General features: G+C 63.7%; 13 protein-coding genes. 7 read left to right on the top strand and 6 right to left on the bottom strand.

What is annotated here, in order from left to right:
- Nucleotides 1–5 precede the first annotated feature (5 nt).
- Nucleotides 6–665 (bottom strand): peroxiredoxin, encoded by a 660-nt coding sequence (locus tag IVB26_RS24500; protein WP_247315055.1) that lies wholly within the window; start codon nucleotides 663–665, stop codon nucleotides 6–8.
- A 380-nt stretch (nucleotides 666–1,045) separates the two neighbouring features.
- On the opposite strand from IVB26_RS24500, the gene IVB26_RS24495 reads away from it, so the two are divergent.
- Entirely contained in the window at nucleotides 1,046–1,618 is a 573-nt protein-coding gene (locus tag IVB26_RS24495) for a hypothetical protein (RefSeq protein WP_247315057.1), read from the top strand.
- Nucleotides 1,619–1,685: 67 nt separating this feature from the next.
- Here the strand turns inward: IVB26_RS24495 and IVB26_RS24490 are convergent, their stop codons facing one another.
- The 5 genes from IVB26_RS24490 to IVB26_RS24470 all read right to left on the bottom strand — a co-directional run bounded on the left by IVB26_RS24490 (nucleotide 1,686) and on the right by IVB26_RS24470 (nucleotide 8,799).
- Nucleotides 1,686–3,551 (bottom strand): alkaline phosphatase family protein, encoded by a 1,866-nt coding sequence (locus IVB26_RS24490; RefSeq protein ID WP_247967769.1) that lies wholly within the window; start codon nucleotides 3,549–3,551, stop codon nucleotides 1,686–1,688.
- A gap of 1,491 nt (nucleotides 3,552–5,042) precedes the next feature.
- Nucleotides 5,043–5,375: a response regulator transcription factor gene (locus tag IVB26_RS24485; protein ID WP_247967768.1), complete on the bottom strand. Its 333-nt coding sequence runs from the start codon at nucleotides 5,373–5,375 to the stop codon at nucleotides 5,043–5,045.
- A 51-nt stretch (nucleotides 5,376–5,426) separates the two neighbouring features.
- Nucleotides 5,427–6,650 carry an ABC transporter permease gene (locus tag IVB26_RS24480; RefSeq protein ID WP_247967767.1) on the bottom strand — a complete coding sequence of 408 codons (1,224 nt, stop codon included), beginning with the start codon at nucleotides 6,648–6,650 and terminating at the stop codon, nucleotides 5,427–5,429.
- Nucleotides 6,647–7,372 carry an ABC transporter ATP-binding protein gene (locus IVB26_RS24475; protein WP_247967766.1) on the bottom strand — a complete coding sequence of 242 codons (726 nt, stop codon included), beginning with the start codon at nucleotides 7,370–7,372 and terminating at the stop codon, nucleotides 6,647–6,649. The genes IVB26_RS24480 and IVB26_RS24475 overlap by 4 nt, the downstream gene beginning before the upstream one ends.
- On the bottom strand, nucleotides 7,369–8,799 hold the full coding sequence (locus tag IVB26_RS24470; RefSeq protein WP_346732832.1) for an efflux RND transporter periplasmic adaptor subunit: 1,431 nt from the start codon (nucleotides 8,797–8,799) through the stop codon (nucleotides 7,369–7,371). Before IVB26_RS24470 ends, IVB26_RS24475 begins: the two co-directional genes overlap by 4 nt.
- Before the next feature lie 602 nt (nucleotides 8,800–9,401).
- Here IVB26_RS24470 and IVB26_RS24465 point away from each other — a divergent pair.
- The 6 genes from IVB26_RS24465 to IVB26_RS24440 all read left to right on the top strand — a co-directional run bounded on the left by IVB26_RS24465 (nucleotide 9,402) and on the right by IVB26_RS24440 (nucleotide 12,118).
- A complete protein-coding gene (locus tag IVB26_RS24465) occupies nucleotides 9,402–10,049 on the top strand; it encodes a response regulator transcription factor (RefSeq protein ID WP_247967764.1) in 648 nt (215 codons plus the stop codon).
- A gap of 182 nt (nucleotides 10,050–10,231) precedes the next feature.
- Entirely contained in the window at nucleotides 10,232–10,633 is a 402-nt protein-coding gene (locus tag IVB26_RS24460; RefSeq protein WP_247967763.1) for a curlin subunit CsgB, read from the top strand.
- Between the two features lie 120 nt (nucleotides 10,634–10,753).
- Nucleotides 10,754–11,146 carry a curlin gene (locus IVB26_RS24455; RefSeq protein ID WP_247967762.1) on the top strand — a complete coding sequence of 131 codons (393 nt, stop codon included), beginning with the start codon at nucleotides 10,754–10,756 and terminating at the stop codon, nucleotides 11,144–11,146.
- Nucleotides 11,147–11,172: 26 nt separating this feature from the next.
- The gene (locus tag IVB26_RS24450) at nucleotides 11,173–11,583 is read left to right on the top strand and encodes a curlin (protein WP_247967761.1); all 411 of its coding nucleotides are present in this window, start codon (nucleotides 11,173–11,175) and stop codon (nucleotides 11,581–11,583) included.
- Nucleotides 11,584–11,634: 51 nt separating this feature from the next.
- Nucleotides 11,635–11,823, top strand: a complete 189-nt coding sequence (locus IVB26_RS24445; RefSeq protein ID WP_247967760.1) for a hypothetical protein — start codon at nucleotides 11,635–11,637, stop codon at nucleotides 11,821–11,823.
- A gap of 1 nt (nucleotide 11,824) precedes the next feature.
- Complete coding sequence (locus IVB26_RS24440) at nucleotides 11,825–12,118, top strand: hypothetical protein (RefSeq protein WP_247967759.1); 294 nt, start codon at nucleotides 11,825–11,827, stop codon at nucleotides 12,116–12,118.
- Nucleotides 12,119–12,165 lie beyond the last annotated feature (47 nt).

Raw genomic sequence — 12,165 nt, 5'->3', positions numbered from 1 at the left:
TTGGATTACTTCGGCTGCGGCACGATGCGGATGTAGGGCTTCGGCTCCTTCCAGCCCTGCGGGTAGATCGTCTTGGCCTCGTCATTGGAGACCGAGCCCGCGATGATGACGTCCTCGCCCTGCGACCAGTCCGCGGGGGTGGCGACGCGATGCTTGGCGGTGAGCTGGAGCGAGTCGATGACGCGCAGGATCTCCTGGAAGTTCCGCCCCGTCGTCATCGGGTAGACCAGCACCAGCTTGATCTTCTTGTCCGGCCCGATGACGAAGACGTTGCGGACGGTCTGGTTGTCGGCCGCGGTGCGGGTGAGGGGATCGCCCGAGATCGCGGCCGGCAGCATGCCGTAGAGCTTCGAGACGTTGTAATCGGTGTCGCCGATCATCGGATAGTTGGGAGCTGCGCCTTGCGTCTCCTTGATGTCTTCCGACCATTTGGCATGGCGGTCGACCGGATCGACCGACAGGCCCATCAGCTTGACGCCGCGCTTGTCGAACTCCGGCTTCAGCTTGGCGAGCGCGCCGAGCTCGGTCGTGCAGACCGGCGTGAAGTCTTTCGGATGCGAGAACAGGAGCGCCCAGCTGTTGCCGATCCAGTCGTGGAACTTGATCTTCCCTTCGGTGGTCTCGGCTTCGAAGTCGGGTGCAGTGGTGCCGATCGGGAGTGTCATGGATCTACCTCATCGCATTGAATCTAAATGAGAAATTGTCTTTGTCGTCACGCCCATTATAGGGCGTCGTCGAACTGAAGTGAACCGCTTCAAGTAAAATGTGAATTCCTACTTTGAAGGGCCGATATCGTAGCACTTTTTTGTTACAGCTGCGCCTGCGACGAAACATCTCCACCGGAGCCGCACGGGACCCGATTGCCCCGATAAAGCCTTTTATGACTTTCATCACGCTCGCCCGGCGCTCCTAGAACCAAAACGGTCCTGACAGCGACCAATTGGCAACCATCTCGAAAAGTCGCGATCGCCGTATCGAATCGTTAACCACCCCTTTACGCCGGCATGAAAATGCTGGTCGATCAGAAGAAGTCTGGAAGTGAACTATGTCTGCCGCTGCGCCTAAATCTGTTGAGTCACCGTCCCTGGAGCCGTCCTGCCGCGATACCGCGGCCCATGCGCTGAGCATCGTGCGCGACGGCGTGATTACGGGCGAAGGCCCGACCACCAAGGGAAGGGTGCATTTCTCCCGCTCGCTCGATGCCGATGACACCGCCTGGTGCACGCGCATCCTGACCGCAACCGCCGTCAACGACCAGCCCGTTAGCCGCACCGAGGCTGAAGTGCTGTTCGAGATCAACGAGGCCGCGACCGAGCGAACCGATGGCGGCCGCTTCGACGATTTGCTCGCCAAGGCCGTTGCCCATTATGCCGCAAGCGCCTCGGGCCTCAAGGTGCCGCCGCGCAGCGTTGCGCTGTCGGCCGACACCGACATCGAGAGCTGGGCGCCGTCCTATGCCTCCAAGGTCAACAGCGAGATGCTGGAGTGGATCGCCGGCCAGATGCGCGGCAAGCGCCACAACAACCGTCGCCTGATGGCGATGGTGGCGACCTTCCTGGGCGCCACCGCGCTGCCTCTGGCGGGCCAGCTGCCGAACGTGTTCGACATTGGGATGTAAAAATCTGGGCATGTAACAACCGGGATCTTCTCGCGCCCCCTGCGGGGCGCGAGCGAAAGCGGCGGGGTTATTTCCCCGCCGTTTTTTGTTTGCCGGCGTCGACCTCGAGCCCCAGCGTGCGGCCCGGGAAGCCGGCGGCGTCGAAATAGCGCTGGCTGCCGACGCGCTGGAGGTTGAGCACGGTCTGAAGGCCGTTCTCGGAGACTTTCGACTTCTCAACCGCCTTGAACGCTTTCGGCGTGTCGCCGTTGGGCAGCGCCTCGGACATCACCCGGCCGACCAGGCCGCCGTTCTGGGTGGCGCGAAGGCCCATGAGCTGGACGGCCGTCATGCCCACGTCGGCATTGCTGACCGGCAGCTCGTCGACGAAGCCGGCTTTGAAGTCCGGCCCGATCGCCGCCATGAAGTTCATGGTGTCGCCGCGGCTGAAGCTGCCATGCATGCCCTGTCCCTGGCGCAGCACGGTGTCGGCGACCTGCACCGAGCAGTTGGTCGGCGCCTCGCCGCAATCGCTGGCATAGGAGCGGAAGTTGACGACGATCGACGGCGTCGGCGTTGCCGACTTGCCGCGCAGATTGATGCTCGACAGCGGTAGCGTGCCGGGGAAGCGGCCGAGCGAATCCTCGACGAACAGGCCGGAGACGTAGTCCTGCTCGAGCAGCGCCTTGATGGTTTTCGCCGCCAGCTTCTTGTCCTTGGTTGGCAGGTAGACCAGGTCGGAACCGCCATTGGTGGCGACGACGAGATCGGGCTTGGTGGGATCCTTGCCGAGCACGCCGTTACCGGCCTTGGGATGCTTGTTGCCTTCGACCTTCGCGTTCTTGTCGTTGGGGTCGAACAGCGGCAGGTCGAGCGCCTTGGCGAGGTCGAGCGCCAGAAAGCCCATCGGCAGGAAGTCCTTCGGCGTGTCGTCATAGCTGACCTTGGCCGAGGGGCTGGTCTTGCTCTCCTTGGAGATGGTGGAGAAGCCGTGATCGGCCGACACGATGATGTTGGTCGAGGCGGCGAGCCCGAGCTCGTCGAGCGCCTTTCTGAGCTGGGCGAGGTTGGTGTCCGCGTTCTTGATGCCGGCCATCGAGGTCGGGCCGTTGATGCCGGGCTTGATCTGGTTGAGGCTGTCGCCGGTGTTATGCTGGCTGCCGTCGGGATCGCGCGACCAGAACACCAGCACGAACGGCTTGTTGCGCGCCTTGAACATCGGCAGCACCACCTTGGTGGCGACGTCGGCGAAGTAGGCCTGCTGGGCAACGTTGGCAGACGTGGTGCCTGGCGTCTTGGCATCGCCCGCCTTGGAATTGTCACCGCGCGGCGGCGTGGCGGCGGGCAGGCCGGCCTTGGTCAGCGCGTCCTTCACCTCGTCCGATAGCGCGACACCATTCTTGCCGCCGGTGGAGTCGTCGAACACGACCGAATGCAGGCCGGCCTTCTCGGGCTTGTCGGTGTGGTCGAACTGGTAGGTCGGGCCGACCTTGCCGATCGCCGCGGTGCTGAGGCCCTTGTCGCGGGCCAGCTTCAAGATGGTCTCTTCGTTGAGATAGTCGCCCTTGAAATGCTCATCGATGTCGCCGAGCACGGCGTCGTTCTCGATGAAGGGCACCACGGTGTCGCCGGCGGGCACGGAGGTGTAATTGGTCCAGATCGTGTTGGAGAACACGCCGGTGTCGCCGAGATAATGGCCGGTCGACATCGCCGAGCCGTTGGCCATGGTGAAGGTCGGGAAGAGCGAATGCGAATTCTTGAAATTGACGCCCTTGTCGCGGACCTCGGCCATGGCGGGTGCCGTTTCAGGGTTGACCTTCAGCGCGCGCAGGCCGTCCGGAATGAACAGGATCAAATTGCGGGGCGTGTTGTTCTGTGCGGAGGCAAGTCCGTTGGCAAGTCCGGCGGACAGCATTGTCAGTCCGGCGGACAGCAACACCAGTGAACGGCGCATCAAAATCTCCCTGCGGTGAGGCTTGGCCGCCGACCGCGGCCCCCGGTTCGTTTAGTTTCGCTGGATGTCAGTTTTGTTACAAGGCCTGTGACATCTGCAATGGGCTGGGGAGGCCACCTGCCGCTCTCGTGTCCCGGACGCGACGCGCGCGCGAGCGTGCGACGCAGAGCCGGGACCCAGGAGGTCACGGTACTCGCTGCTGCATGGTCCGGGCTCTGCAGCGCATCACTTCGTGCTGCGCAGCGTCCGGGGCACGAGAGCGGAGTTTGGCGCGAAGCTGCATCAACATCGTCATTGCGAGCGCAGCGAAGCAATCCAGAATCTTTCCGCGGAGGCAGCCTGGATTGCTTCGTCGCAAGGGCTCCTCGCAATGACGGAAGGTGTTGGGGGCGGCATCGCTCTTTCGATTCGCATCGTCATTGCAGTCGCCGTAGGATGGGTAGAGCGAAGCGAAACCCATCAACGCGCTCTCCACGTTTAAACATGGTGGGTTTCGCTTCGCTCTACCCATCCTGCAATCTACTGCAGTGGCTGGAGAGGGCGCCTGCCACTCTCGTGTCCCGGACGCGCTGCAACGCTCTTCGCGTTGCTGCGCAGAGCCGGGACCCAGGAGGCCACGGCACTCGCTGCCACATGGGCCCCGGCTCTGCAGCGCATCACTTCGTGCTGCGCAGCGTCCGGGGCACGAGAGCGGAGTTTGGCGCGAATCTGCATCAACATCGTCATTGCGAGCGCAGCGAAGCAATCCAGGAATCTTTCCGCGGAGGCAGCCTGGATTGCTTCGTCGCAAGGGCTCCTCGCAATGACGGAGGGTGTGGGGGGCGGGCGTCGCTCATCATTTGCATTTCACCCGCTGACACACTTCTCACCTGCAGACACACCTTCGCAGCCTCGCGGCTCAATTCGCCCGAGCTTTGCCTCGTTGCCTTGCCCTCAATTGAAAGAGGGCGCAGGGAAGGCCGGGAGCCGGTTGGCTCCCGTGGACCGCCATGCCAAGAGCAGATTGCGTGTGCTTCTGCATAGCGGAGAACAGGGCAACCGGAGACATCCCGGCCTTCCCTGCGCAGTGGTTTGACGGCTTATGGCGTGCTCTCCCCGGGGAGCGATGCACTATTGCCCCCGTCGCCTTGCGGATGATCGATGCGTGGGCCCGGTTGAGCCGCACTCATCACCGCTGAGACTTGACGCACAGACCCCGGGCGTCAGGACCACACGATTTTGCCGTACGCCGATCACACCGGTCGTGTGCGCGAGGCGTTTCGCTCACGGCTCTCCGCCCTGCGAAACCCTTCGCGCCGATGTCATCAGCGCCCACCGCCGTCCGGCCCGCGTTCGTGACGATCGCGATACGCCCCTCTTCGTTGGGCCGGGTTGCGACGACACATACGCTCTTTCCGAATTTCGGTAAAGTGGAATATTTCTCGCTGCGCGCGTTGACCCAGGGCTCGCCTGTTTTGCCCGTCGGGCAACGCAAGGGATTGTGTCCGGCGTTCAATCCGGCGCGGTCAGCACCGGTGAACTTTGAGCAGGCGCCTGCGCGGGCTTTGGCGCCGTCGGACGGAGGTCGGACTTGGCGCGGTCAATCCTGGCAAGATCGCGGCGGAGCGACAATGGCGCCGCGTGCAGGGCAAACGCGATCGCGATCTGCGTTCGGTTCGAAAGCCGGTATTTGCGCATGATGTTGCCGATATGCGCCCGAACCGTGTTCTCCGAGATCTTGAGCTCGTAGGCGATGTTCTTGTTTTGCAGCCCCCGGGCGATCAGCATCATCAGCTCACGCTCGCGCGGTGTCGGTGTAATCGAATCCTTCGGATCCGGGCTCATGGTAGGCTCCTCGCTGGTCTTCGGGCTGAATTGGCCGCCTTTGGCATCTTCTCACTCCGTTTTGAGCGCCTCGATCGGGCTGAGCTTGGATGCTTTGTGGGCGGGATAGAAACCGAAGATGATGCCGGTGGCGATCGAGAAGACCAGGGCAAGACCGATCGCCTGACCGTCGATCGAGGTGACCCATCCTGCCATGCGGGCGACTGTCATCGAGAGCGTGACGCCGCCGGCGACACCGATGGCGCCGCCGAGCAGGCAGAGCACAAGCGCTTCGCAGAGGAACTGCAGGCGGATGTCCCGCATCCGCCCGCCCAGCGCGCGGCGGATTCCGATCTCCCGCGTGCGTTCGGTGACCGAGACGATCATGACATTCATGATGCTGATGCCGCCGACCAGCAACGAGACCGAGGCGATGGCAACGAGCAGCAGCGCGACAGTGCGGATCGCGCCCTGCTGCGCTTCCATCGCGGCGGCGGGATCCTGGACCTTGAAATCGTCCTCCTGGCCGGCGGGGATGCGGTGGCGCTGCCGCAGCAGGTTCTCGATCTCCGATCGGGCACCCGCCATCTGGCCGTCGCCGGCCACCTTGGCGATGATGTAGGCAACCGAATCCCGATTGATGTTGCTGGCACTGCCGAGAAAGCGCAGCTTGGCGGTGGCGAGCGGCACGAAGGCGACGTCGTCCTGCGCCGGTCCCTTGCGATCGAGCACGCCGACCACCTCTAACGGCACCTTCATGATCCGGATCTGCGCGCCGATCGGGTCGTCGCCGGGCGCGAACAGCTCGCGCGCGACCGTGCTGCCGAGGATCACCACCTTGCCGGCGCCTGCCTCCTCGGAGCCGGAAAAATAGCGCCCGCTCGCAAGCTGCCAGTCGCGCACCATGAAATGCCCCGTCGTCGTGCCGTTGATGGTGGTATTCCAGTTCTTGCCCTCGTGGATGACCTGCGCCGTTCCGGCGATCGAGCCGGCCGCAGCCTGGATTTCCGGAATCTGCTCGAGGATGGCCTGCACGTCACTCTCGGTCATCGTCAGCTTGCTGCCGTCCTTGAGACGCACGCCGCCCTGATAGACCGCGCCGGGGGTGATCATCAGCACGTTGGCGCCGATCGAGCGGATCTGCTCCTGCAGGCGAAGCTGCGCGCCGGCTCCGATCGCAAACACCGTCACGATGGAGGCGACGCCGATCACGATGCCCAGCATGGTGAGGAAGCTGCGCAGCGGATTGAGGCGCAAGGCGTGCAGAGCAATCTGGAAGCCCTGGAGCATCGTCATGACACGGCGCTCCGTTTCGGCAGGATCGGGACCAGGGTCTCGTCACTGACGAGCTCGCCGTCATGCAGGCGGATGGTGCGGCGGCACTGCGTCGCGATGCCGGGATCATGCGTGATCATCACGATGGTCTGACCGGTCCGGTTGAGCGCGGCGAACAGCGCCAGGATCTCGGCGCCGGTGCGGCTGTCGAGGGCGCCGGTCGGCTCGTCGGCGAGCACGATCAGCGGGGAGGCGATCAGTGCGCGCGCAATCGCGACACGCTGCTGCTCGCCGCCGGAGAGCTGCCGCGGGAAGTGATGGGCCCGGTGCAGCATGCCGACGGACTGAAGGCTCTGCTCGGCGCGCGCCAGACGTTCCTTGCGAGCGATGCCGCAATAGACCAGCGGCAACGCGACGTTCTCGATTGCATTGTGGCGGGCAAGCAGATTGTAGGACTGGAACACGAAGCCGATGCTGCGGGCACGCAAGGACGAGCGGCGATCTTCCGACAGACCGGCGACGTCGGCGCCCTGGAGATAGACGGCGCCCTCGTTCGGCAGGTCGAGCAGCCCGATCATGTTCATCAATGTCGATTTGCCGGAGCCGGACGGTCCCATCACGGCGACGATCTCGCCTTGCGCGATCTCGAAACTGACATTGCGTACCGCAGTCACCGCGACCCCGTCCGTGCGATAGGTCCTGCTGACCGACTGGAGGCTGATGAGGGGTGGGGAGGCGGTCATGATCCGAACCTGATTCCGAGAAATTCAAAGCCCGCCGGGCGGATCGCCTGGCCGACGGCAACCTGGCTGCCCTCGTCGAGATCTCCGCTCTTGAGTGCGACCTGTTCGATGCCGGCCGCGCCCACCGTGACGGCAATGCGCTGGAGCGCGCCGCTTGCGGTGCGGACCCACACTCCGCTGCGCGTGCTGCCTGAGTCCGGCCGCGTGCCGGAGGGCTGGAAACGCAGTGCGGCGAGCGGCACCTTCAGAACGTCGTCCTGCCGCTCGATCACGATCTTCACCAGCGCGGTCATTCCGGGGAGCAGCGCGCCGTCCAGATTCGAGGTCGCGAGGACCACGGTGTAGGTGACGACGTGCTGCTGGTTCTGCGGCGCCTTGCGCACCTGCCGCACCACCGCCTCGAAGCGGCGGTCCGGGTAGGCGTCCACGGTGAAATGCGCGCGCTGGCTAGGGGCGATGCGGCCGATATCGGCTTCGTCGACCTGCGCGTGAATTTCCATGTCTTCCAGGCGATGCGCCACCACGAAGGTGGTGCGCGATTCCAATCCGACCGCGAGCGTCTGGCCCTCGTTGACGAACCTGCCGACGACGACACCATCGATCGGCGAGCGGATCACGGTGCGGTCGAGATCGGCTTGGGCCGCGGCGAGAACGGCCGCTTTCTCCGGCACGGCCATGCGTGCCTGCTGCAACTCCGCCTCGATCCGGCGGACGTCGGCCTGCGCGCCCTCCACCGAATAGGAGTTGAGGGACATCAGGATCTCGGCCTCGCGCTCCTGGGCGAGGCGGGCGGTGAACTCCGTCTGCGCGTCGTCGACCGTCGACGTCGCCACCACGTTTTGCGACTGGAGCGCCAGCTTCCGCTGCAGGGTCTTCTGCGCCGAGCTCTTGACCGCCTGGGCGCTTTCGAGCTTGGCCGCGAGCACGTCCCGGCTGCCCCTGGCATTTTGCAGGTCGATCCTGGCGCGATCGAGCTTGGCCCGTGCGATGTCGACCAGGGAATTGGCGACGGCGAGGGAGGCCTTGGCTTCGTCGACCTTGGCCGCAAAGCTGCGCGGATCGATCAAGGCGAGCGGCTGATCCTTGGTGACGGTGTCGTTGAAATCGACATAGACCCGGGCGAGCTGCCCGGACAATTGGGAACCGACCTCGATCGTCTTGACCGGCTGCAGGGCACCAGTGACGGTGACGGTCTGCTCGATGCTGCCGCGCTGGATCGAGGCATAGCGGAACATTGGCGCATCCGACCCGAAAGTCGGGACGTCTCGCCCAGCAGGCACGAGCAGCCGCCTGGTGGAGTCCAGGACGTGCGACGCCCTGTCCGCAGCGCTCCCGGCCGCGCCGGTGATGACGGCGGGCCCCGCGATGTAGATCGCGGCGAGGCTGCACCCAGTTCCGAGCAAGGCAATAATTGGTACAAATCGCATATCAAAAACCCGCCTCTTTGAAATGGCCTCGATGGCGGCGCGGACAAAGATCGCGCTATGGTTGTAAATCTCCCAAAGCGATATCGATCGTCCGTATGTCGCTGCTGCCGGGGCGACGGTCGGGCTCGACTCATCATCCAGTAGTAAAGTCGGTGCCGTGCTACTTTTCGTGATTTGATCGAAATGCATACCGAGCGTATCGATATGACGCGCGCGGTATCGAACTCGATAGACTGACTGAACATCCCGTCTGCTTTGGCGAAGCGGACGGTGCCCGCGTTCGAGTCGGCACATGAGCGGCGATGCATGACGCAGTTGGCGATACTGCTTTCAAGATACCGGACTGTACGACACCGGATTGTCGCATTTTCGCGATCGCGCGCTGCGGACGGCGGCGAGCTCAATTCCTTCCAATCACGAAGACCGATATGTGAACGCCTTCACTCGTCACGAGCGCGTGTTGGCCTTAAGACGTCGAACCGGTGGACCGATGCGCTTCGCCCGATCCCCGCGAATACTTCCAAGCACATTGTTTTCGCTTGCAAGAAGAATGGATGGCTCGTTGCCTGCTCATCGAGCCCCAAGCCGGGGAGTCCGTTGCCATGAATTCAGGTCAAGCCATAGTTTATATCGTTGACGACGAGATTCAGATTCGAACCGCGATCGGAAGTCTGTGCGAGGAGACCGGACACCAGGTGAAGCTGTTCGCTTCGACGGAAGAATTCCTCGCGGAGAATATTTCGCCCGGGCCTGCGTGCCTTGTGCTCGATGTCCGCTTTCCGGGCACGTCGCCGACCGGCCTCGAGCTTCAGCGCCGGCTCGCCGAGACGGGCGTGCCTATCCCGATCGTCTTCATCAGCGGCCATTCCGACGTCCGCGTCTCGGTCGAAGCCATGAAGCGCGGCGCGGTCGAATTTCTGCCAAAACCCTTTCGCGAGCAGGAGATCCTCGACGCGATCCGGCATGGCATCGAGCGCGATCGCAGGCGGCTCGAACGCGAAGACACGGTGCGGGAAGCCCGCCAGCGGGTCGAGACGCTGACGGCGCGAGAACGCGAGATCATGCTGCTGATGGCCGAAGGGCTCGTCGCCAAGCAGATCGCGGCGCGGCTCGGCGTGAGCGAAGTGACGGCGAAGGTCCATCGCGCCAGGATGATGCGAAAGCTGGAGCTGCGTACGCCGATCGAAGTGGTGCGGCTGATTGACAGCATGGAGCGCGAAGCGGGGACGACACGCGCCGGCATGGGATAGAAGCTGCTCCTGCGCTTTCATGTGCCGACATTTCGCGCAACGTCTAGTCCGTACCGATTAGCATGAACTGCAGTCTGTCGCGCAGGCCACGATCGGTTCACAGTATCCCTACGATGTCGGCCTCTTCCAAGACGGCATCCGTACTCAGCCACTCAGACAACTTGGCCAGAAAGGGATACTCCATGCGTAAATTTCTTTTTGCTTCCGTTGCATTGTTCGCCCTGTCCTCCGCCGCGCAGGCCGCCAACACCTCGACCACGGTGCAGGTCGGACTCGTGAACGGCTCGAGCGTTTCGCAGCAGGGACTCACCAACGACACTTCCTCGACCAGCCAGCTCGGCATCGTGAACACTGCGACCACGATGCAGGGCACCAGCTCCGCCTCGCTCAACAACGGCAGCACGGTGAACCAGGTCGGCGTGCAGAACACGGCAACCACCGGTCAGGTCGCGTTCGGCAACAACGGCAGCTCGATCACCCAGAACTCGTTCGGGCCGCCCGCGCTGCAGAACAACGCCGCCAGCGTCGGCCAGCTCAGCGTGTTCGGCATCAACGGCAGCACCGTCTCGCAGACGGCGCACTGAACCACGCAACCGTTTGGCCGGACGCATCCAGTTGCGGTGCGTCCGCGCCATCCTCGAATGCACCGCAACCGGCCGGCCGATCAATTGCGATGGCTCGCTTATTCTCGCGGAGGAATTGACATGCGGATCACCTATTTCATTGCAACGGTTGCAGCGTTCGGTGCGCTGACGGCCGCCGATGCACAGGCCGGCAACAGCGCCAGCGTGCTGCAGTTCGGAACGACCAACACTTCGTTCATTTCGCAGAGCGGCGGCACCAGCAACAGCGCCACGACGCTGCAGTTCGGCGCCACCAATACCGCGACCACCTTGCAGACGGGCTCGCTCCTGACCGTCAACAATTCGGTGATCGGGCAGGGCGGCACCACCGCGACTGCATCCAACACCGCGCTGGCCGGCCAGGTCGGTGGCATCAATTCGAGCCTGATCGGCCAGATCGGTGCCAACAACACGGCCGGCGTCGGACAGCTCGGAATCCTGAACGGCTCGACGATCATCCAGCAGGCTCCGTGAGCAGATCCGAAGTGGCGAGGCATGTCATGAAACATCATTTGGGATGCGCGGGCGCCATCATGCTCGCTTTGTGCTCGGTCGGCGCCGGGTCGGCCGGTGCCCAGACCGCCGACATCAAGACCATCGTCTCGGTCGGCGGCCCGCCCGTCGTGCTCAATCAGAACAGTCAGCTCAACATGGCGGGCGTGTTCATGATCGGCGGCAGTACCAGTGCGACCGTGACGCAGAACGGCACCAACAATGCCACGGGCGTTCTGCAATTCGGCGGGACGACTTCCGCATCGATCGGGCAGACGGGAGCGAACAATCTCGCGTTCGTCGGTCAGACCGGTCAGTCGGCGACCAGCCTGATATCCCAGCTCGGCGCGATGAACGCGGGCACGGTGGCGCAATTTGGCACGGTCAACGCCTCGACGATCGTCCAGACCGGCCCGTAACAGGCGAGCGAGCTCGCCGCTGGCACGCGCAACTATGCCAACGTGATCCAGGTGGGCGGCACCACCAATGCGATCATCGGTCAGTCCGGTGTGAGCAACACCGCCGATATCACCCAGATCGGCAATTCCAACCAACGCGCTCCTGCTCCAGATCGGAGACATGAATTCGGGAGCCGTAAGGCAGTTCGGGCGTTTCAACTGGCTGGCGATCTTTCAGTTCAGCCGATGATGGAGGTGTGACATGAGGTTGCTCCTGCTCGCATCCGGAATAGGACTCATGAGCGTGATTGCGGCGGCGCCGGCCGGCGCCGGCGACGGTTACAGCACGGTGGTCCAGGACGAAAACGGCACGTCGGTGATCACTCAGAGCGGCGATCCGGCGCAGGCCGAGGTCAAGATCGAGAAGGAACCCGGGCGCACGACGGTCTATCGCCGCAGCGGCGGCAACACCGCGATCGTGACGCAAGGTACTGGAGAAGGCACTGGAACGCCGCAGGACATGCTCGACTGGCTGCGCAAGCAGCAGGGCCGTTGACGCACGAAGGCCCACCGTCCGATGTGGACGGTGGGCCTCACGTCGGG

It is taken from the genome of Bradyrhizobium sp. 195, assembly GCF_023101665.1.
In the GTDB taxonomy this organism is placed as follows: Bacteria; Pseudomonadota; Alphaproteobacteria; order Rhizobiales; family Xanthobacteraceae; genus Bradyrhizobium.
Note: the sequence above shows the minus strand (reverse complement) of the source record. Positions and strands in the feature narration are given on the sequence as shown.